The sequence below is a fragment of the Beijerinckia mobilis genome (assembly GCF_000745425.1).
GTDB classification, from domain to species: domain Bacteria; phylum Pseudomonadota; class Alphaproteobacteria; order Rhizobiales; family Beijerinckiaceae; genus Beijerinckia; species Beijerinckia mobilis.
The window spans coordinates 47,810-69,475 of record NZ_KN050689.1 but is presented as its reverse complement, the minus strand read 5'-3'; the positions used below and the strand labels follow the sequence as shown (position 1 = coordinate 69,475).

The 21,666-nt window shown below is 57.5% G+C and carries 18 protein-coding genes; 10 read left to right on the top strand and 8 right to left on the bottom strand.

Features of this window, described 5'->3' with window-relative positions; translation table 11 throughout:
* Positions 1-64: 64 nt before the first annotated feature.
* On the top strand, positions 65-1,414 hold the full coding sequence (locus DL88_RS18570; RefSeq protein WP_034999564.1) for a cobyrinic acid a,c-diamide synthase CobB: 1,350 nt from the start codon (positions 65-67) through the stop codon (positions 1,412-1,414).
* Positions 1,415-1,440: 26 nt separating this feature from the next.
* A complete protein-coding gene (locus DL88_RS18565; protein WP_034999562.1) occupies positions 1,441-2,178 on the top strand; it encodes an RluA family pseudouridine synthase in 738 nt (245 codons plus the stop codon).
* A 9-nt stretch (positions 2,179-2,187) separates the two neighbouring features.
* On the opposite strand, the gene DL88_RS18560 is transcribed toward DL88_RS18565, so the two are convergent.
* The 4 genes from DL88_RS18560 to cysD form a co-directional block, all read right to left on the bottom strand.
* Positions 2,188-2,670 (bottom strand): MmcB family DNA repair protein, encoded by a 483-nt coding sequence (locus tag DL88_RS18560; protein WP_034999560.1) that lies wholly within the window; start codon positions 2,668-2,670, stop codon positions 2,188-2,190.
* A 62-nt stretch (positions 2,671-2,732) separates the two neighbouring features.
* On the bottom strand, positions 2,733-4,496 hold the full coding sequence (locus DL88_RS18555) for an ATP-dependent nuclease (protein ID WP_084705292.1): 1,764 nt from the start codon (positions 4,494-4,496) through the stop codon (positions 2,733-2,735).
* Between the two features lie 64 nt (positions 4,497-4,560).
* Positions 4,561-6,501, bottom strand: a complete 1,941-nt coding sequence (gene cysN, locus DL88_RS18550; protein ID WP_034999556.1) for a sulfate adenylyltransferase subunit CysN — start codon at positions 6,499-6,501, stop codon at positions 4,561-4,563.
* Positions 6,501-7,352 (bottom strand): sulfate adenylyltransferase subunit CysD, encoded by an 852-nt coding sequence (gene cysD / locus DL88_RS18545; protein WP_051956187.1) that lies wholly within the window; start codon positions 7,350-7,352, stop codon positions 6,501-6,503. The genes cysN and cysD overlap by 1 nt, the downstream gene beginning before the upstream one ends.
* Positions 7,353-7,481: 129 nt before the next feature.
* Between cysD and DL88_RS18540 the strand changes: the two genes are divergently transcribed.
* Together DL88_RS18540 and DL88_RS18535 are read left to right on the top strand one after the other, a co-directional pair.
* Complete coding sequence (locus DL88_RS18540; RefSeq protein ID WP_156971204.1) at positions 7,482-7,730, top strand: hypothetical protein; 249 nt, start codon at positions 7,482-7,484, stop codon at positions 7,728-7,730.
* Positions 7,731-7,750: 20 nt separating this feature from the next.
* The gene (locus DL88_RS18535; RefSeq protein ID WP_034999549.1) at positions 7,751-8,032 is read left to right on the top strand and encodes a PepSY domain-containing protein; all 282 of its coding nucleotides are present in this window, start codon (positions 7,751-7,753) and stop codon (positions 8,030-8,032) included.
* A 41-nt stretch (positions 8,033-8,073) separates the two neighbouring features.
* Here DL88_RS18535 and cobU read toward each other — a convergent pair whose 3' ends face one another.
* Both cobU and DL88_RS18525 read right to left on the bottom strand, forming a co-directional pair.
* The gene (gene cobU, locus DL88_RS18530; RefSeq protein ID WP_034999772.1) at positions 8,074-8,628 is read right to left on the bottom strand and encodes a bifunctional adenosylcobinamide kinase/adenosylcobinamide-phosphate guanylyltransferase; all 555 of its coding nucleotides are present in this window, start codon (positions 8,626-8,628) and stop codon (positions 8,074-8,076) included.
* A 5-nt stretch (positions 8,629-8,633) separates the two neighbouring features.
* Positions 8,634-10,064 carry a helix-turn-helix domain-containing protein gene (locus tag DL88_RS18525; protein ID WP_034999547.1) on the bottom strand — a complete coding sequence of 477 codons (1,431 nt, stop codon included), beginning with the start codon at positions 10,062-10,064 and terminating at the stop codon, positions 8,634-8,636.
* Between the two features lie 127 nt (positions 10,065-10,191).
* Here DL88_RS18525 and DL88_RS19675 point away from each other — a divergent pair, with 127 nt between their 5' ends.
* Complete coding sequence (locus DL88_RS19675) at positions 10,192-10,902, top strand: helix-turn-helix transcriptional regulator (protein WP_051956167.1); 711 nt, start codon at positions 10,192-10,194, stop codon at positions 10,900-10,902.
* A 312-nt stretch (positions 10,903-11,214) separates the two neighbouring features.
* Here the strand turns inward: DL88_RS19675 and DL88_RS18515 are convergent, their stop codons facing one another.
* Positions 11,215-12,435, bottom strand: a complete 1,221-nt coding sequence (locus tag DL88_RS18515; protein WP_034999545.1) for an amino acid aminotransferase — start codon at positions 12,433-12,435, stop codon at positions 11,215-11,217.
* A gap of 586 nt (positions 12,436-13,021) precedes the next feature.
* On the bottom strand, positions 13,022-13,831 hold the full coding sequence (locus DL88_RS18510) for a serine protease (protein ID WP_245270956.1): 810 nt from the start codon (positions 13,829-13,831) through the stop codon (positions 13,022-13,024).
* Between the two features lie 1,370 nt (positions 13,832-15,201).
* On the opposite strand from DL88_RS18510, the gene zapE reads away from it, so the two are divergent.
* From zapE to sucD, 5 genes are all read left to right on the top strand, one after another.
* Entirely contained in the window at positions 15,202-16,374 is a 1,173-nt protein-coding gene (gene zapE / locus DL88_RS18500; protein ID WP_034999540.1) for a cell division protein ZapE, read from the top strand.
* Between the two features lie 244 nt (positions 16,375-16,618).
* Complete coding sequence (locus DL88_RS18495) at positions 16,619-17,251, top strand: TetR/AcrR family transcriptional regulator (RefSeq protein ID WP_245270955.1); 633 nt, start codon at positions 16,619-16,621, stop codon at positions 17,249-17,251.
* Between the two features lie 464 nt (positions 17,252-17,715).
* Positions 17,716-18,678, top strand: a complete 963-nt coding sequence (gene mdh / locus DL88_RS18490) for a malate dehydrogenase (RefSeq protein ID WP_034999537.1) — start codon at positions 17,716-17,718, stop codon at positions 18,676-18,678.
* Between the two features lie 332 nt (positions 18,679-19,010).
* Positions 19,011-20,240: an ADP-forming succinate--CoA ligase subunit beta gene (gene sucC / locus DL88_RS18485; RefSeq protein ID WP_034999535.1), complete on the top strand. Its 1,230-nt coding sequence runs from the start codon at positions 19,011-19,013 to the stop codon at positions 20,238-20,240.
* Entirely contained in the window at positions 20,240-21,124 is an 885-nt protein-coding gene (gene sucD / locus DL88_RS18480) for a succinate--CoA ligase subunit alpha (protein WP_034999532.1), read from the top strand. Before sucC ends, sucD begins: the two co-directional genes overlap by 1 nt.
* The last annotated feature ends 542 nt before the right edge of the window (positions 21,125-21,666 follow it).

Genomic DNA, 21,666 nt, shown 5'->3' with positions numbered 1-21,666 from the left:
GAATTGGAAAGATGCTATCGCGATGCGGCGGGCAGTGCGTATGCGAGAGTGCGGAGAAGGAAAAGTGAAGCAGCATCATTTTCCGCAGGGCCTCGTCATTGCCGCACCACGTTCCGGCAGCGGCAAGACCATGCTCACGCTCGGGCTGATGCGCGCCCTGCGCCGGATGGGTGTTCTCGTCGCGGGGGCGAAGAACGGGCCTGATTATATCGATCCTGCATTGCATGAGGCGGCGACGGGCCGCGCGAGCTACAATCTCGATAGTTACGCTATGCCTGCGGCCTTGCTCGCGGCGCTGGCGCGCGCTGCGGGCTCCGATGACGCTCTGGTCCTCTGTGAAGGCTCGATGGGCCTCTTCGATGGCATTGCCGCGCCCTCCGGTGAGAGCGGGGCGAGCGCCGATCTCGCGGCTTTGTTCGGCTGGCCGGTCTTGCTCGTGCTCGATGTCAAGGGACAGGCTCAGACGGCAGCCGCCATTGCGCAAGGATGCCGCACCTATGATCCGCGCATCCGCATCGGCGGCATCATCCTGAACAATGTGGCGAGCGAGCGCCATCGCCGCCTCATCGCGGGGGCGATCGAAGAGCTCGACATTCCGGTGCTCGGCAGCCTGCCGCGCGATGCGGCCATGTCTTGGCCGGAGCGCCATCTCGGCCTGGTGCAGGCGAGCGAAACTGAAAATCTCGACGCGAAACTTGAGATCCTGGCGGATTTCATTGCTGCGAATGTCGATCTCGCCGCCCTTTGCGATCTGGCGCGATCGGCGCCGGACGATATGGTTTTGGAGCCACGCATGCTGGCGCCGCCGGGGCAGAGGATCGCCATTGCGCGTGATGCGGCTTTTTCCTTTCTTTATCCGCATGTCCTGCTCGGTTGGCGTCAGGCCGGCGCGGAATTCAGCTTCTTCTCGCCGCTTGCCGATGAAGCGCCGCCGCAGGCGTGCGATTTCTGCTGGCTGCCCGGCGGCTATCCCGAATTTCATGCCGGCCGCATCGCCGCCGCATCGGCGTTTCTGGCGGGTCTCTCCCGTTTCGCGATGGAAGGCGATGCAAAAGGGATTCATGGCGAATGCGGGGGCTATATGGTGCTGGGCGAGAGCCTCACCGACGCGGCGGGCACCACACATCGCATGGCGGGTCTGCTCAGTCATGGCTGCAGCTTTGAGAAGCGGCGTCTGCATCTCGGCTACCGCACCGCGCTTCTCGATCGTGAGGGTCCGCTTGGCCGGGCGGGTAGCCTGTTGCGTGGCCATGAATTTCATTATGCGACCGTGACGCAACCGGGCGATGATGCGCCCTTCGCGCAAGTGAAAGATGCGCAGGGCGGCGCCGCACATTCAGGCGGGCGGCGCGGACCAGTCAGCGGCACTTTCTTTCATCTTCTCGCCCCGGCTTTTTCTGTGGAGGCTTCGTGAACGGATCGGAAAGCGCCTCAGGGGATATGGTCTTCAGCGAGCCGATCTGGCATGGCCGCGATATTGAGGCGCGGCTCCTCTACCGCGATGCTTTGATGCTGGTGATCGACAAGCCGGCTGGTATTCCCGTGCATCGGGGGCCGCAAAGCGCCAGTGCCGCCAGGGAAGGAAAGGGCAGCGAAAATCTCGAAGCCTTTTTCGACGCCCTGCGTTTCGGCCTGCCGCGCCGTCCGGCGCTGGCGCATCGGCTCGATCGCGACACTTCCGGCTGTCTGGTGCTCGGCCGCCATCACAAGGCCCTGGAAAAGCTGGCGCTCCTGTTCAAACAAGGAAAGATCGCCAAAACTTATTGGGCGGTGGTTGAGGGTGGCCCGGCCGAGGCGGAAGGTCTGATCGATCTGCCGCTTGGCCGACGCGACGCCGAGCGCGGATGGTGGATGAAGGTCGATCCCGCAGGCGCGCCGTCGCAGACGCGCTGGCGGGTGCTGGCAAGCGCCGAAGGAAAAAGCCTGCTGGCGTTGACGCCGCTCACCGGCCGCACGCATCAATTGCGGGTGCATTGCGCGGCCGTGGGTTTTCCGATCCTCGGCGATCCGATCTATGGCACCGGCCGTAATGGTGTTGTGCCGCTGCATCTCCATGCGCGCGCCATCGAGATTCCACTCTACAAGAACAAGCCGCTGATCCAGGTCGAGGCACCCGTGCCGGAGCATATGGCGGCGGCGCTTGGGGCATTAGGCGAGGCTGTCACCCCCGCCTCCTGATCGTGACAATCAGGCGCCGGCATCAAGATCGGGATCGCTGAGTCCGTGCAGCCTGCGCGCCGCCGCATGGGCGAAGCGCAGCAGCATGGCGCGGCGGGTTGCGGGGGCCATTTTATGGTCGGGTGCGTCGCGCAGGATCATCGCGCCAAAGGCGTCGGCGATGATCAGCCCGGCATCCTGAGGCATGATCTCGGCGGGCATATCCGGCGGAATGGCGAAAGAGAGACGGTCGCAATGGGCGCGATAATCCTGCCATTTCTGGTCGGCGCGAAAATCAGCGATCGAGGATTTGATCTCGATGATATGGATCGCCCCCGTCTCGGAGAGCGCCACGAGATCGGCGCGGCGGCCGGAGAGCAGCGGCAGTTCCGCCACTGTGGAAAAACGCAAGGAGTGCATGAGCCGCCGCGTGCCGCGCGCGACCATGAGGGCGGTTTCCGATTGGCGCCCGTCGGCGGGCGGAGCGAGCGGCGAAATCAGATGTTTCAGCATACGAAAAGTCGCTGTCCGGCAATTGTTTCAAGATCTACGACTGCGCAGAGATAGCATAGATTTCAACAATGCATTTTTTTATTTATTATTTTAATAATCTTACTGAATTCCTTTAATTCCTCTTTTGAGTAGTTATTATTTCTTAGAAATTCTTCTAGGTATTTCTTTTTTAAGGTTGCTTTCGCTTTTTTCTTGTTGGTGGCATCGCTACCTAACTGCATAACTAGATCTGTTTCTCGGCCGTTTACGGTAGAAAGTATCCTCTCGGGGAGTATCCCCTCTATGCAATTTTTGCCTGACTGTTCTGCTCCTACAGGCGCAAAATCTTGTAGGTGTATTAAGGAAAGCTTTTCAAGAGAGCTCTTCAATTCGGTGTGTGCATCTAAATCATAACTCAAAAATACTTTATCAAATCTTCTCAAGATAAATTGCATCAAGACCGTATTTTTTAGAGTATCCTTGCCTCCATAGGATACTATTTCAATGCCGTTATCAAGCTTCTCGCAATCTAAATCTCCTGTTTTAAACCTCTCGAAGTATGCAACGTCCAATTCACCCTCAACCAACAATGTTTTTGATTGTGCGGCAGAAAATATGGATTTTAAACAATTAAATTCTTTTGCATCAATTCCTAGATGGTCAGCAAACGGAGCCATCCAGTTATCGCCACTTACTTCAACAAGAGTTGTTTCTCCTAGATTTTTTTTACGGCTAGTATTCCGTGTCAATAATATATTGGCCGTTGGTTCTTCCTGATTAAGCATATACGGGCTGTGTGTTGTTACAATAAGTTGTATTCCGAACTCCGCGGAAAGAGTTCTCAGCATTCTTCCAAATTCAGCCTGTGCTGAGGGGTGCAGGAAGCTTTCAGGTTCTTCTATGACAACAAAGGGAGTTATTTTTTCATCTATCGCACAAGATGTTTTTATTCTGTTAGCTTGCAATATTGCCATAAGTATGTGTGTTCTATTTTGTGTTCCACTGCCCCAGTCATTCAATGGTATATCAACATTTTTGTCTTTCAGATTTATGCCAACAGGCATGCGTCTCATCGCAAATCCTTCGAGCGGAGAGGCTTCGACGTTATATTTTTCACTGAGTCGTCCAAGTATATCACTGAGTATCTTTGTATGCTCTTTCGCCAATTTTTTCATTTTTAATTCTATTGTCTTCTGGGCATCGATTATTATCTTCTTTTCATCGGTTGATATCATAAAGTCATAGAATTGACGGATTCTGTTATGACCAAAATAAATCTCTTCATTTGCTGAAGTAGAATTATATAGAAATAATAAATTTGAATCTTTTATTTTTTTATCGATTTCTTTTGCTGCTTGATCGTCGATCGGTTTGTTGTCAATTTGAATATTGATGCTTTGTGCATCGCCCTCCCTTATCGTGTATTGGATTTGTAAAGGTACCTCGCCAGCATCGATTGGCACAGAAGCAATCTTTTCTATAAATGAAATCAATGCAGGATCTTCAAGTTTTGTTAGTTCAACTTGATAAGTTATTGTAATTGGATCGTTGCTCCTGATCCATTGTGTTTTGTCTTGTTTGTAGTCAAATGTATTATTGGTAATCCACGGTAATGACGGTTCGGGCTGAAACAGCTTAGACAACAATCTAATTATGCAGGATTTTCCGGCGTTATTGCGACCAGATATGGTACAAAATCCTGATGAGAAGTTTATAGTCAGGTCTTCAATGGTACGATAATTTTTTGCATATATAGATTTTATACGCATTCGTGCACTCATTGGTATTGCAGATAAATACCGCGCTTTGCGGGTTAAAAATAAAACCATCGAACGCGATGTGAGCATTCGATGGTCTAGATGACGGAAATATATTCTACAAGTTTTATGATTGTTCTGATTAATTGAATTATCAAATCGACCAGTCGTCGGGATTGTCGATCTCGTCGATAAAGCCGCCCTCGATCAGTTTGGCGATGACCTTGGCGGCGGCTTGCTGCGCGCTTTCTTTACCGAGCACCAGTTCCGGCGTGAGCGGTGACTCGTAGGGCTGGTCGATGCCGGTGAAATTCTTGATCTCGCCGGCGATGGCCTTTTTGTAGAGGCCCTTGGGGTCGCGTGCGATACAATCCTCAATCGGCGTATCGACGAATATTTCGATGAATTCGCCGTCATCGACCAGCGAGCGGGCAAGATCGCGATCGGCGCGGAAGGGTGAGATGAAGGAGCACAGGACGATGAGCCCGGCTTCCGTCATCAGTTTCGCGACTTCGCCGATGCGGCGGATGTTTTCCACCCGGTCGACCTCGGCAAAGCCGAGATCCTTGTTGAGGCCATGCCGGATATTGTCGCCATCGAGCAGGATCGTATGCACATTATGCGCGTAGAGGCGGGATTCCACGAGATTGGCGATGGTCGATTTGCCGGAGCCCGAGAGGCCGGTAAACCAGAGAACCGCCGGCTTTTGATGTTTAATGCGGGCGCGGTCGGCCTTGCCGACAGCGAGCCCCTGGCGGTGAATATGCGTCGCGCGGCGCAGCCCGTGGGCGATGAGACCGGCGGCCACCGTCGCATTGCTGGCGCGGTCGATGAGAATGAAGGCGCCCGTCGTATGGTTTGACGCATAGGGGTCGAAGGCGAGTGGTGTCGTCGTCGCGAGATGACAATAGCCCACTTCATTGAGGCCGAGGGTTTTGGCGGCAAGCTCGCTGAATGTATTGACGTCGAGCCTGTATTTCAGTTCCGTCACCGTGACGGGGACGCTGCGGCTGGCTGATTTCAAAAGATAGGAGCGGCCGGGCAAAAGCTTGTCATCGCTCATCCAGATGAGTTTCGCAGCGAATTGATCGGACACTTCCGGGCGGTCCTTCGGCGTGCAGAGAATGTCTCCACGCGCGATATCGACTTCATCGGCAAGAGTGAGTGTGACGGATTGTCCGGCTTCGGCGCTCTCCTGATCGCCATCGGCGGTGACGATGCGGGCGATTGTCGAGGCGCGTCCCGAGGCGGCGACAGTCACCCCATCGCCGACCTTGATGCTGCCGCTCGCCAGCGTGCCGGAAAAGCCGCGAAAATCGAGATGCGGGCGGTTGACCCATTGCACCGGCATGCGGAAGGGCTCGGTGCTTCTGTCAAGCTCGACATCCACCTCTTCAAGATAGGTGATGAGGCTCGGGCCTTGATACCACGGCATGCGGGTGCTTGGCACAGACATATTGTCGCCATGCCGCGCCGAAAGAGGAATCGGCTGTATGTGGGCAAAGCCGAGTGGCGCGGCGAAGGCCATGAAGGCGGCGACGATCTCATTGAAACGCGCCTCGTCGAAATCGACGAGATCGATCTTGTTGACCGCGAGCACGATCTTGCGGATACCCATGAGCGACACGATCGTCGCATGACGGCATGTCTGCGTGAGAAGCCCTTTGCGCGCATCGATGAGCAGGATCGCGAGATCCGCATTGGATGCGCCGGTCACCATATTGCGTGTATATTGTTCGTGTCCGGGAGTATCGGCAACGATGAAGGAGCGCCGTGGCGTGGTGAAATAGCGGTAGGCGACATCAATGGTGATGCCCTGTTCGCGCTCCGCCTCGAGCCCATCGACGAGCAAGGCGAAATCGATATTGGCGCCATCCGTACCGTGTTTTTTTGAATCGCGTTCGAGCGCGGCGAGCTGATCGTCGAAGATCAGGCTCTGATCATAAAGCAGGCGGCCGATCAGGGTCGATTTGCCGTCATCGACCGAGCCGCAGGTCAGAAAGCGCAAGGTGGGACGGGAGAGCCGTTCCGGCGTATCCTGCGTCTGTATCTTCGTCTGCGTCGTGGAGACGAGCTGGGTCACGGCCTCGGCCATCAGAAATATCCCTCGCGCTTCTTCTTTTCCATGGAGCCGGATTCGTCGTGGTCGATCAACCGGCCCTCGCGTTCGGATGTATGCGACGCGCGCATTTCGGCGATAATCTCGGAGAGGTTTCCGGCTTCGGAGCGGACCGCGCCGGTCAGCGGATAGCAGCCGAGCGTGCGGAAACGCACCTTTTCCATTCGCGGTGTTTCACCGGGAGCAAGCGGCATACGGTCGTCGTCGACCATGATCAGGGCGCCCTGGCGGTCGACGACCGGCCTCTCCTTGGCGAAATAGAGCGGTACGACGGGGATTTCTTCCGCCTCGATATAGTCCCAGACGTCGAGTTCGGTCCAGTTCGACAGCGGAAAGACACGCATGGATTCGCCCGGTCTGATGCGTGTATTGTAAAGGTGCCAGAGCTCCGGGCGCTGATTGCGCGGATCCCAGGCATGTGAGGCGGATCTGTGTGAAAAGACCCGCTCCTTGGCGCGGCTTTTTTCCTCGTCGCGCCGCGCGCCGCCGAAAGCTGCGTCGAATTTCCAGTGATCGAGCGCCTGGCGCAAGCCCTCCGTCTTCATCACCTGTGTATGGACGGAAGAGCCTGAAGCAAAAGGCGAGATGCCGCGCCGTACACCATCCTGATTGATGTGGACCAGGAGTTCCATGCCGACACGTTGCGCCGCCTCGTCGCGAAAGGTGATCATTTCGCGAAATTTCCAGGTCGTATCGACATGCAGCAGCGGAAAGGGTGGTTTCGACGGAAAGAAGGCTTTCTGCGCGATATGCAGCATCACGCTGGAATCCTTGCCGATGGAATAGAGCATCACCGGCCGTTCGAACTCCGCCACCACTTCCCGCATGATGAAGATCGATTCGGCTTCCAGTTGACGCAGGTGAGGAGGCAGGGGCTTTTTCACATGAAAATCCTGTAATTCATGCTAATCTACATTTTCTTATGCGCGTTTTATGCCGGACGGTGGAGATTTGCAATGGCGAAGGCCCTTGCCGTCCCTCGGGCGGGTCACCAGCGCCCTCCGTTGCAGCGGTTCGACTTTCGCAAGTCCGCGCTGGCCCTTTCATTCGATCGCGCGATGCGTGGACGTATCCGGAAGAGCGCCTTTATATTGGCGCTCAAGCCCAACACTATGGAAGCGGGACAGATTCTGGTCTGCACCTTAGCATTATGGAAGCGAAATCAAGGTGAACCTCGTGTCCGGGGCGGCGTTTACAATTTTTGAAACCAGAATGGGAGAGCGTGATGAGAGTGATGGGCTCGGCTTTCGTGCCTGCTTTTGTTCTGGCGGTTTTCCTTGCCATCGCTGCCGGCCAGGGCGTTCGAGCCGATACGCCCGGCGCGGACTGGATTCCGCCGGATACGATCATCGCCAAACTCAAGTCTCTCGATTATACCGATATCGGCGAAATCGAGGCGGACGATGGTCATTGGACGGTCGATGCCAGAAAAGGCGACGTCACCTATGACATTTCCATCGATCCGCATACGGGCGTGATAATGAAGATCGAGCCGGAGGACGATTGATCTGCCGCCATCCGTTAGCGGCGTTCCGGCATGAAACCGTGTCAGAAACGCCAGGCGGGTTCGGGTGCGGGCTTGAGTTGTAGCGGCAGGCCGGCGCCGATGAAAACAACGCCGTCGCAGCTTTGCGCCAATGCTTGGTTGAGCCGGCCCTGCGCATCGCGGAACCGTCTCGCCAGCGCGTTTTCGGGCACGATGCCCTGCCCCACCTCGTTGGAGACGAAAATCACCGGTCCGGTAAGCGTGGGAATGAGTGCGGTGAGTTCGCGTGTCCTCTCGCCGCTATCGTAGTCGTGCAAAAACAGATTGCTGAGCCAGAGCGTGGCGCAATCGACCAAAAGAATCGTCGTTGGTGTCGCATGGCGCCTCAACGTATCCGTTAGGGCCAATGGTGTCTCGACGAGTCCCCAGGCGGGTCCGCGCTCGCGTTTGTGGCGCTCGATGCGCTCGGCCATTTCATTGTCATGGGCTTCTGCAGTCGCAATCATCACCGGCCGCAGGCCGGATGATTCCGCGATCTTCTGCGCATAGGAACTCTTGCCGGAGCGCGCCCCACCGAGCACGAAGAGCGAGCGCACCGTGAGATGTGTATGTGCCATGCCGTTCATGTAAAGCGGAACGGGATGAAGTCGCGACGATCGGGATCGACGAGCAGGCCACGATCGATGGGCGGAGCCGCGCGCTGCGGACAATCGGTCCGCTCGCAGATACGGCAGCTCACGCCGATCTTGGCGACGGGGCCGTTCTTCAGATCGACTGTATCCGAATAGACGACATCATGGGCATAGCTGATCTCGCAGCCGATGCCGAGCGCGTAATGCCGGGGCTGGGCGAGGTGACAGCCGACTGATTTGGTGACGGAGCGGGCGATGCAGAGATAGCGGACGCCATCCGGCATTTCGGCGATCTGGACGAGAGTGCGGTTCGGCACTTCGAAAGCCTCGTGGACATTCCACAAGGGACAGGTGCCCCCAAACCGAGCGAATTGAAACCGTGTCGAGGAATGGCGCTTGAGAATGTTGCCGGCGCGGTCGATGCGCACGAAGAAAAAGGGAACGCCGCGCGCATTCGGTCTTTGAAGCGAGGACAGCCGGTGGCCGACCTGTTCGAAACTGGTGCCGAACATCAAGGAGAGTCTTTCGGCATCATAGCGGGTTGCCCGCGCGGCGGAGAGGAAACGCTCATAAGGCATGATCAGGGCGCCGGCGTAATAATTGGCGAGTGCGATACGCGTAACCCCGGCTGCGCCGCTCGCGCGAAAACCCGCCTCGGCGATGATCGCCTCGAATGTGTCACCCTGTTCGAGATGGGCGATCTGATGCGCGATCAGGAAGGCCTTGCTCGGCTGGTCGAGACCGTCGCGCAGAGAGAGGACGCGCCCGACGCGATCGTAGCGGCGCATGAAGCGGGAGGCCGGATCGACCTTTTCGCATTCGACGCGCACGGCATGGCGGCGCAGGAGATAAGCGGCGAGCTCATTGACCTTCGAGCCTTCGCCGATGCCGAGCTCTTCCTCGGCGATCTGCTCGGCCGCCGTGTCGAGGACGTCAATGTAATTGCCGCGATAATGGAAAAAGTCCCTGACCTCCTCATAGGGGAGGAGAACGCCGGCCTCATTGGCGGCGTTCGAGGGTCTGTGCACAATATCCTCATCGAGGTTCTGCATACGTTCGTTGGTGCGACGAAACGCCATATGCAATTGCAAAAACGCATGCGCGAACCAAGATGCATTGCCTGCGATCAGCTTGAGATCCTGGCCGCTCGGCGTCAGCCCCGCAAACAAAGGATCGGCCAGCGCCTCCTTGAGATCGCCGAGCAGCCTGTCGGTATCTTCCTGGGCGAATTCGGTGAGATCGACGGAAAAGCTTTGGGCGAGGCTCAGAAGTACCGAGGCCGAGAGCGGTCGCTGATTATTCTCGATCTGGTTGAGATAGCTGGTCGAGATGCCGAGCCGTTCGGCGAAGGCACCCTGCGTCAGGGCATGCGCTTCCCGTAAGCGGCGAATCTGGGTACCCGCAAAAAATTTTTGTCGCATTTCGCAAATGTAACATTGCGAAACTCATTTGCAAGCAATTTGCAAAACGGCCCTTTTTTTCGGGATTCTGTCCGTGCTTTTTTGTAAAGCCTGCATAACGACCTAGTCGTTCGATGGAGGTTTTAATATGAATCCTGCTTCCGTGACATTGCAGTCAGTCGAGAAACCGGTTCTCCCGATTGGGGCCAAGCCTTTCGTCAAAGGAAAAATTTTTATCGTTCATTCTGTGCCGCTTATGCGGCTTGCCATCGAAACCATTCTAGGCAAGGCCATGCCGCTCGCTGGCCACACCATTCTCGGCATGGCGCATGCCGATAGCGAAATTCTCGATCAGTCAGAGGCGGGTGACATCGTCATCTGCGACATCAACAGCTGGACCAGTCTGGAAAAAGAAGCCGACGCCGCGCAGCGCCCGCATCTTCATAACCGTGGCATCGCCATTGCCATCGTTGCCTCGCCGGATTCAACCGGCACGAAACTGCTCGAAACGCGCGGCGTTTCCGGCGTCATCCATCCCGATGCCGAGCCGCAGGCTTTCATCGATATGGCTGGTGATCTTCTGGCGGGACGCCGCTCCATCACCAAATCCCTTAATGTCGCACCGAACGCCGCAGGCCTTGGGCGCCTTTCGAATCGTCAGTTTGAAATTCTTGAACTGATGACCCGCGGCTTACTCAATAAGCAGATTGCCTGGGAATTGGGCCTGACGGAAGGCACCGTCAAAAGCCATGTTTCGGCTATTCTCGAGAAACTCGGCTGTGACCGCCGTACTCAGGCGATCACCACTTTCATGCAAAGCCTTGGCGTCGGCCGTTCCTCTTCTTCCATCGCGGCCTGATTCCCGGCAGCAAACTCCCAGAACTTATCGTCAATCTCTCCGGTTAAGAGAAGCTGAGCGATTTGCTTGGTTTTCTTGCGGGGCATCTTCAAATTTTTGGCGTCCGATGAGGACCCGACCTCAGCGCATGTGCCAAGCCAGGATACTTGCCTGGTTTAGCACATGCGTTTTTTATGCCAGCGGTTGCGCTAGAGCGTTTTGGATATATCCAGAAACGCTCCGCTTGGAAGATAGTCCAAGAACATCCGAGGTCGGGAAATCTGCTGGAAATGAAGAGGCTGGCCGCCGTGAGAGGGCGCGCCAGCCTAATTTTTAGGCGACAAGGCTTTGACTGTCGCTCTCGCGCAGCACTTTGGCGATTGCTTCTGCCACGTAATCGAGATTGGCCTTGTTGAGCGCCGCGACGCAGATACGGCCGCTGTCGAGCGCATAGATCGAAAACTGCTGCCGCAGAGCCTCGACCGCAGTTTTCGAGAGGCCGGAATAGGAGAACATACCGCGCTGATACACGATGAAGTTGAAGTCGCGGCCGGGCAATTGGGTGTTGAGGCGCGTGGCGAGTCCTTCACGCATGGTCTTGATGCGGTCGCGCATCAAAGCCAGTTCATCGTGCCACAGGGCTGTCAGGCCGGGTTCGCCCAGAATGGTGGCGACGATCGCGCCGCCATGGGTCGCCGGGCTGGAATAGGTGGTGCGGGCGATGCGCTTCACCTGGCTCAGCACCGGGGCGCGTTCGGCGGCGCTGCCGGTTACGACGGCGAGTGCGCCGACGCGTTCCCCGTAAAGCGAAAGGGATTTGGAGAAGGAGAAGGACACCAGGAACGGCATGCCGCTGCGGGCGAAAAGATCGATCGCCCGGCGGTCGGCGTCGAGCCCGTCGGCAAAACCGATATAGGCAGCATCAAGGAAGGGAATGAGGCCGCGCTTGGCCATCAATTCCTGGATCTCGCCCCATTGCCCCGGGTCAAGATCGACACCTGTGGGATTGTGGCAGCAGGCATGCAACACCACGATTTCACCGGCGGGAAGGGTGCCGAGGGTCTGCATCAGACCGGCAAAATCGACCGTTCCATCGGCCTTGTAATAGGGATAGGCCTCGACGGTGAAACCGGCGGCGGAAAACAGGGCGCGGTGGTTTTCCCAGCTTGGATCGCTGATGAAGACACGGGCCGAAGGATTGGTGATTCGCAGAAGATCTGCCCCGAGCCTCAGCGCACCGGTGCCGCCGAGAGCTTGCACGGTCAGCATGCGCTCGTCGAGATTGGGCCGCTCGCTGCCGAAAATCAGGCTCCCCACAGCACTATTATAGGCGGCAATGCCGTCGATCGGACTATAGCCATGTGGGGCTTTGCGGCGCAGAAGCTCTTCTTCGGCTTGGCGCACGCAATCGAGAAGCGGAACACGGCCGTCTTCACCCAGATAGACGCCTACGCCCAGATTGACTTTGGTCGGCGTGGTATCGGCCACGAAAGCCTCGGTAATGCCGAGAACGGGGTCACGGGGCAAGAGTTCAACATGAGCGAAGGGCGACACGGGCTTTCATCCCTGCTTGCGCATCCAGCCGAGGTGGATGGGCTTTCCAGAAGGCGATCTCCGGCAGCCGCGAGAGCGTTTCGGATAAATCCCGAAACGCTCCAATCAAAATTGGAGCATTTTCAATTCTGTGAAATCGCGAGGCGAATCAAAGGCAACAGAAAATGCTCCAGGCGGATGCCGGAAGCGGTTTGAAATCATTTAGCACGATGGAGGCTGAACCTATCCCGAACAGAGTCGGCAAGATAGGACAAACGATCGGTTTCATCCGCCGGCTTGCGGCATAGCGGAACGGGCACCGACAGGCGCTATCTGTAATCCTTGGCGACACCTTCAGCAAATAACCTTTTGTCCCCCAAATGAAAGACAGAAATTCGCCGGTGCAACGGATTTATGACCATTAGTACGGGCACACCCCAGGGCACGCGCCACAGTGCGCTGCAACCCCTTCAGCCGCAATTGTCGATGGTGCGGCCGTTGCGCGGGGGTGAAAGTACCGGCTCCCGCGAAAGAGTGAGTCTTTCGCGGGAGCGCATCTGGTTCCTCACAGAGAGCATCACTCGACAGTCTGGTGAGGCTTTAAGTCTTACCGCGCCCGGGCGGCCAATTTGGTGGATGGTCCCGCCGACGTCATCCCCGCTCCTGCCACAGTGGTTGCGGACGTGGCTGCCGCAGCAATCACCGCTCGTTTGAAGGCGCCTTCGATCGAAACCGCGAAATTATAATGGGTGTTGGAGAAGGGCGCGGAAATGAATGGCTTGGTGCTGCGCCATCCGACCAGGATCGCGCCGATGACCGGTTTGTTGGCGGCGGTGACCACGGCACCGCCAGAGGCGCCGTCGCCGGTCTCACAATCGAAGGAGAATTCCCGTGTGCCCTCACTGCCGATCGAAAGCTGATCGCGCAGGCGGCATTGCTCCATGGAAAGCCTGCGACCCTCGCCCCAATCAATATGACCGCGCGCGACGAATTCGACTGGTTCATTACCATGGACGCTGCCTGCGAGGCTGAACGGCACGACACCTTCGAGCGGTCGCGTCAGATGCGCGACGGCCCAATCGTGCACGGCGGCGATGGCATAGGGATTGGTGGAGCCGGCGACGATGGAATGCAGATCGATCGGGATGCGCACTGGCTTGCCGCCGAGTTCCGCGACGAAAGTGCAGCTCTTGGCGCGCGGGTGTCCCTGTTCGTCGAAAAAGACATGGGCGGCGGTCGTCACCACATCATTGGCCAGCGTAAGCTGGCCTGCGCCATGTGCCTGCCCGCATTCGATCAATCCGGCCGCTTCGAAATCATGACGGAGGCGCTCGGGATTGAGACGGTGGTCAGTCGCAAAATCATCAACACTGCGTCGGCTGTTGCGGCCGAAGACCACGACTGGCGTGACGGGCAAGGATTGGAAATCCGCAAAATCCTTTTGGGTGAGGGGAGCCGCCGGGGAAGAAGATGACCAGGCAAATAAGAAAGCACAAATGAGAGCAAACGGCAGTCCACTATTCCCGACGGGCATTGCGAATCCTTCCTTTCGCGATCCTTGGACCCGGTCGTGACAAGCTGCGGTCCGACGGGCGTGACAATAATATTCTCGATTCCTCGGTTTTTTCTCGCGGTCCTTTTACTTTCCCCCAGACCTCTCTTCCGGCACTGGCGGCGATCATCTGGACCGAGGCGGAGCCGAGCCTCCGCGAGTGCCCTAGGCACTCTATGTTGCTACGACCATTCGGAGAAACGCCGAAGCATGAGCTTCGTGCATTTCAGAAGAGATAGGAAGGCAGCCTATTCTTCCCGATCCCGCTTCGAAACGATTTCATCGAATGGTTAATATTTTCCACCCGCAAAATATGGCGTTAGGAAGACGCTTCCTGCCAAATACCAAAGATGCCTCTTATCGTTAAAGCTGCGATTGACTGCACCTTCTCTGTGAAATCGACGTCACCAGGTTGCTTGATGCGGGCGGATTTCGAATCCGCCGGTAGCCTTTTCCGATAAGCCTGAAAATGCTCTTGTTTTCGAGTGAAGCGTTTCCGGATAGATCCGAAGCACTCTAACACAATGAAAATGCGCTTGTTTTTGAATGAAGTATTGCGTGAGACCCGGCAAAAGCTTCATTTGGTCCTTGCGGCCGGTTGCTCGGCCGAACTGGTTCGCCTATCGAAAATCGGCGTTTCCTGTGATGGCGCCGGTCAAGCCCGCTTCCCCGGAATTGGCGCTCACGTGCGGCAGCCGCACTTCATGCGCGAGGAATAGAGCAGGATTCCCGTTTGCACCGTAGTCACGTCTGCCGGACAGATACACCAATCCTGGGCCACAGCCCTCTCGATCGGGCTGTAAAACGAGCCGCTTGCCGTGCCTGGATTGATCGGCACGGGGTGGCGAGCCTGTCAGAGAATTCGCAAGCCGGCAGAAGCTGAAGCACCAATCCAATATCGACGGCCAATATTGCTTGATGAGTAGAGGCCGGATCGCTTCCGCATTTTTCCACATAGCGTAGCTAAAAAGCAAATATCGAGCCAATATTCCGCCCGTTGCGGCCTATTGGATGCCCGCCGCGGATTGTTTTCGATACGTTCGAAATGCGGCCTGTCCTCATGCTGTCGACATCGCTATCCTTGCCGTTCAGAAATGCTGTCAGAAGGCTGGCGCGTGTATTTGGTGCAATGCCGATACTGAAGCATTTTCCATCTCTCCTGCGACCGCAGCGCCACCGGTTTCCCATAATTCCTGGACGGTTCGCAGGTCTGGCATCACCCGGCCCGAGGTTTCATGTCCGCTTCGCTTCTTGATCTCTACAAGGAAAAGACCACACAAGGCTTTCTCGAACCTGACCCCGCGCAAATCGAAGTCTTGCGCAAGCTGGATCTTCTGTGCCGGGAGCTTCAGAATTATGCCTTGCCGAAGCGGTCGAGTCCCTTTGGCTGGCTGCTTGGGCGTAAACCAGTCGTGGGGCCGCGCGGTCTTTACGTCTACGGCCCGGTGGGGCGCGGCAAGACGATGATCATGGATCTGTTCTTTGAAGAGGTGGAAGTGGCGCATAAACATCGCCGCCATTTCAACGAGTTCATGGCCGAGATCCATGCCCGCATCCATGCGTGGCGGCAGAAGCTGAAACAGGGGCTGGTCAAGGGTGACGATCCGATCGAGCCAGTGGCGCAAGCCGTTGCCGATGCGACCGCGCTGCTCTGTTTCGATGAATTCACCGTGACCGATATCGCCGATGCGATGATTCTCGGCCGTCTGTTCGAGGCTTTGTTCGCGCGCGGTGTCGTGATCGTCGCGACCTCCAATGTCGCGCCAAAAGATCTCTATACCAATGGCCTCAACCGGGCCCTGTTTCTGCCTTTCATCCGCTTGATAGAGGAGAAGATGGAACCGGTGCAGCTCGTTGCACGCACCGATTACCGCCTCGAAAAGCTGCAGGGCCAGCCCGTCTATTATGTGCCGGCCGATGCGCGGGCCGATCGGGCGATGACGGAGGCTTTCAAGCTTCTCACTGGCGTCGAGCATGGCGATCCGGTCAAGCTGGAGCTGCTCGACCGCGAAGTGCGGGTGCCGCAGGCGAAGGCACATGTGGCCCGTTTTGATTTCTCAGATCTCTGCGACGCGCCGCTCGGTGCCACGGATTTCCTGACCATAGCGACGAATTTCCATACCGTGCTGATCGACCATATTCCGATCATCGACGCCGATCGCCGCAATAGTGCGAAACGGTTCATTCTTCTGGTCGATGCACTCTACGACCAGCACGTCAAACTGATCGCCTCGGCAGCGGCGCCGCCAACTGAGCTTTATCGCGCGGAGCAGGGAACGGAAAGTTTCGAATTCGACCGCACGGTGTCGCGGCTCATCGAAATGCAGTCCTCCTCCTATTTCGCCTTGCCGCATGGCACGATCGATTCACAAGGCTCCGGTCTTTCGACCGGCCTTGTGGAGACCTAGGGCTTTCGGATCTACCCAGAAACGCCCCACTCAAGAAAACAGGATATTTTCGGGGCGATTCAACATTATTGGAAAATGCTCTAAGGGCGTGGGAATGGGATTTTGCGGGAAGCTGATATGCGCGGCATTCTAGAGCGCGCCGTCACAAGGGTTGAGGCGGGCGATGCGACCCGATGCGGCCCAATGCAGACGAGACCGGTTGCATCGGATCGCATCGCCGCCGACTGTGATCGGTGATGGGCCCATGACGCGGTCCCCGTTGCGCTCAAGAATGCCGCCGCAGGTCGCTCCTGCCACCGATGCGCGCATACTCGATATTGCCGCAGAGCATATTCGCCGCCACGGCCTCGCGCGGACGACAGTCACGCGCATTGCCGAGGAAGCCGGTATGTCGCATGCCAATATCTATCGATATTTTCCCTCGAAAGAGGCACTGATCGAGGAAATCACGGCTTCCTGGCTGAAACCGCTGGAGGCTGGCCTTCGCACCATCGGCGATGCGCCGGATCCAGCTTTCGACAAGCTCGAACGGATTCTCTTCGCTATCCACAGGGCCTATCGCGCCAAGCTCGAAAATGACGCGCCCCTGTTCCAGCTTTTTGTCGCTGCGGCCGAGCGTGACGCACCGATAGCACGTAAGCATCGCAACCGATGCCGGCTTGAAATTCAGCGGATTCTGGAAGAAGGCACGAGCGGCGGCCTGTTCGTCATTACCGATATGATGGCGGCCAAGGCGCTGGTGATCGATGCGCTCTATCGGTTTCTGTCGCCTGCCGGTGTTCTGCTCGATCGCGGCGAATTGCGGACAAGCGTGGAGCGGCGAATGCAGAATCTCATCGATCTTTTGCAGGGGGCTCTGACGCATGGCCGCTATTGAATGTCGTGATCATAGCCGAATCTCGGGCGCCGAGCCCTATTACAACTTACGGAATTTGTCATAAGAAACCCGTTTTCCGCGGGTGGTCTAGGGGCCGGCTACAAAATTTAAAATTTGTTAATTAAATGATTTACAACAATAATTTGTGAACTATAAGCGCGCTAAAAGCGCTTCCGCAGGCGCTCGTTTCCGTTTCAGACTTTCGGGCGGGTTGCAAATAAAGCGCGGCTTCGGCACAAGCGCGCCAGGCTTCGTTTCCGGTCACTCCATCACGGTCGCCGCGCGGCCAGTCCGGGTCTTCAGACGGTCACGACATCGTTTTCGCCGTTTCAGGCGGTCGTCCCTCAATTCCGGCCATTCGGGCGGGCGAGGGCGCTCCACCCGGAGGAAGGCTGCCGGAGGAGGCTACGAAGCCGCAACAGGCCTCGGCTGAGATGCCGGAGGCGACATTAAGGACGGAGCATATGGCGCGTAACAAGATCGCTTTGATTGGAGCCGGACAGATCGGCGGCACCTTGGCCCATCTGGCCGGTCTCAAGGAATTGGGCGACATTGTCTTGTTCGATATTTCCGAGGGCACGCCGCAAGGCAAGGCGCTCGATCTGGCGGAATCGTCTCCCGTCGATGGCTTCAACGCCAATCTCTCCGGTGCCAATGATTATTCGGCCATTGCCGGGGCGGATGTGATCATCGTCACCGCCGGCGTGCCGCGCAAGCCCGGCATGAGCCGTGACGATCTTCTCGGTATCAATCTCAAGGTCATGGAATCGGTCGGCGAAGGCATCAAGACCTACGCCAAGGATGCTTTCGTGATCTGCATCACCAATCCGCTCGACGCCATGGTCTGGGCGCTACAGAAAGCCTCCGGTCTTCCGCCGCAGAAAGTGGTCGGCATGGCTGGTGTCCTTGATTCCGCCCGTTTCCGCTATTTCCTCTCCGAGGAATTCAAGGTCTCGGTCGAGGATGTGACGGCCTTTGTGCTCGGCGGCCACGGCGACGACATGGTGCCGCTGCTGCGTTATTCTACCGTTGCCGGTATTCCGCTCCCCGATCTGGTGAAGATGGGCTGGACGACGCAGGAGAAGCTCGACGCCATCGTCAAGCGCACACGCGGCGGCGGCGGCGAGATCGTCAATCTGCTCAAGACCGGTTCTGCTTTCTATGCTCCGGCGGCTTCCGCCATCGCCATGGCCGAATCCTATCTCAAGGACAAGCGGCGCGTGCTGCCATGCGCGGCCCAGCTCTCCGGCGAATACGGCATCAATAATCTCTATGTCGGCGTTCCGGTCGTCATCGGTTCCAACGGCGTGGAGAAAATCGTCGAAATCTCGCTCGACGATGCCGAAAAGGAATTGTTCAGGAAATCGGTGGCCTCGGTCGAAGGGCTCGTCGAGGCCTGCAAGACGATCAATCCGGCCTTCAAATAAGTCTGGATTTGGGAGAACCGGGATGGACGGCGTCGCGCGTCCATCCCACGGCTGTCCTGGGACATGGCAGTTTGGGGAATGGGCCTCCGGAAGGTGAGGGAGCCGGCGGTAGCTTGATCTCGAAAGTTCGGGCCGATGGGGTGTCAGCAATGTCTCCGGACCATCGTCCTCGATTTTCTGTCTCTATCTGGCCCCTGTCCTTCCTGGATGCCTGTCTCGAACTCCATGAAGTCTCACGGCATCCATCGTCGCCTGGTCGCGTCGCAATCGATGTTTTCTGACGTGATCGTCCCCTCGCTGCCTCGAAGGCTGCCAACCTTAGAAGTGCCTGCATGAATATTCACGAATATCAGGCAAAGACGATCTTGAGGGAGTTTGGAGCGCCCGTCTCGCGTGGAGCTCCTGTCCTGACGCCTGGAGAGGCGGAGGCAGCTGCGCGCGCGCTTCCAGGTCCGGTCTATGTGGTCAAGGCGCAAATTCATGCCGGTGGCCGCGGAAAGGGCCATTTCATTGAGCCCGAGGCCGGCGAGAAAGGCGGCGTGCGTATCGCCCGCTCCTTCCAGGAAGTTGTCGAGGCCGCGCAGGCGATGTTCGAGCATACGCTCGTGACCGCCCAAACGGGTCCTCATGGCCGCAAAGTGCGCCGTCTTTACATTGAAGACGGTTGCGACATCGCCAAGGAATTCTATCTCTCGCTGCTCGTCGACCGTTCGACCAGCCGTATCGCTTTCGTCGTGTCAACGGAAGGCGGCATGGATATCGAGGAGGTTGCGCAGCATACGCCGGACAAGATCGTGACCTTTTCGATCGATCCGGCGACCGGCATCGAACCGTTTCATGGACGCACGGCGGCGGTCGCGCTTGGGCTTGAAGGAGATCAGGCCAAGCAGATGCACCAGCTCGTGACGTCGCTTTATAATGCCTTTGTCGCCAAGGATATGGCGATGCTTGAGGTCAATCCTCTGGTGTTGACGCGCGACGGCCGTCTTCTGTGCCTTGACGCCAAGGTCTCGTTTGATCCGAACGCACTCTTCAAACATCCCGATGTCGTCGCCTTGCGTGACGAGAATGAAGAGGATCCGAAGGAAATCGAGGCGTCGAAATACGATCTCGCCTATATCGCGCTCGATGGCGAAATCGGCTGCATGGTCAATGGCGCCGGTCTCGCCATGGCGACGATGGACATTATCAAGCTCTATGGCGGAAGCCCGGCGAATTTCCTTGATGTCGGCGGTGGCGCCAGCAAGGAAAAGGTCACACACGCCTTCAAGATCATCACCGCCGATCCGCAGGTCAAAGGCATTCTGGTCAATATTTTCGGCGGCATCATGAAATGCGATGTCATTGCCGAAGGCATTATCGCCGCGGTCAAGGAAGTTGGCCTTGAGGTGCCGCTGGTCGTGCGGCTTGAAGGCACGAATGTCGAAATCGGCAAGAAGATTCTGTCGACATCCGGTCTCGATCTCATTCCCGCCGATGATCTCGACGACGCGGCGCAGAAGATCGTCGCAGCGGTCGCCAAACGGACGGCGGCTTTGGCTCAAGGCAAGGGAGCGGTCTGATGGCGATCCTGATCGATAAAAGCACCCGGGTCATTTGTCAGGGCTTTACCGGCCGCAATGGCACGTTCCATTCCGAGCAGGCCTTGGCCTTCGGCACGCGGCTCGTCGGTGGCGTCGCTCCCGGCAAGGGCGGCCGCACTCATCTCGATCTGCCGGTTTATGAGACCGTCGCCGAGGCAAAGGCGGCGACGGGATGCGAGGCCAGCGTCATCTATGTGCCGCCGCCGGGCGCTGCCGATGCGATCTGCGAGGCGATCGACGCGGAAATTCCGCTGATCGTCTGCATCACCGAAGGCATCCCGGTTCTCGACATGGTCAAGGTCAAGCGCGCCTTGTCGGGCTCGAAATCGCGGCTCATCGGGCCCAATTGCCCTGGTGTCGTGACATCCGGTGCGTGCAAGATCGGCATCATGCCGGCCCCCATCTTCTCGCAAGGGTCCGTGGGCGTTGTCTCGCGGTCCGGCACCCTCACCTATGAAGCGGTGTTCCAGACGACCCGGGAAGGGCTCGGCCAGACGACCGCGGTCGGCATTGGCGGCGATCCGGTCAAGGGCAGTGATTTCATCGATATTCTGGAATTGTTCCTGGCCGATGAGACAACTCATTCGATCGTCATGATCGGCGAGATTGGCGGTTCCGGTGAGGAAGATGCCGCCCAGTTCCTGATCGACGAAGCGCGCCGCGGCCGCAAGAAACCGATGGTCGGCTTCATCGCCGGCCGTACGGCGCCGCCCGGGCGGCGCATGGGTCACGCGGGCGCCATCATTTCCGGCGGCAAGGGTGATGCCGAGCACAAGGTCGCGGCGATGGAAGCCGCCGGCATCAAGGTGTCACCTTCGCCGGCGCGGATCGGCCATACGCTCGCCGAACTTCTGCGGGCCTGATTTTGACAGCGACACCGGCGCCGTGCGCCGGTGTATGTGAACAGAGCTTTCGGCCGTGTAAGAAAAACTGATAGAGCGGCTGAATGTTCATCAATGGGTTTCTCCCGAATGTGTCTATGGTTTCGGGAGTGGCACGGTGCGGAATGTAAGCGGAAGCTTTGCGTATTCACCGTCTTCGACGGTTGTCGCCGGGTGCAAGGACGGAATGCGACCTCGGCGTGATCACGCGTTTTCATGAATATTCGACAAATGGCGAGACAGGCGCTGACGGCTTGCCTCGCCTCGCGGACAAGACGCCGGCTCGGGGAAGGCGCGTATATCTGGCGGAAGGCTAGTGGCGCGGATTTTCTTATCTGGGCAAAGGATATTGTGAGGTCATACGTCATTCCGAATCCGCGCCGAAGCCGCCTCGCGGATACGGCGCGGATTCGGAATGACGGATACAGGCAGGAAGCAAGGACAGCGGCGGGAATATCTGCTGCCCCAGAGTGTGCATTACGCCGCTCTGATTGCTGTGATCCGGCAGGATATGTCTCCCAAAG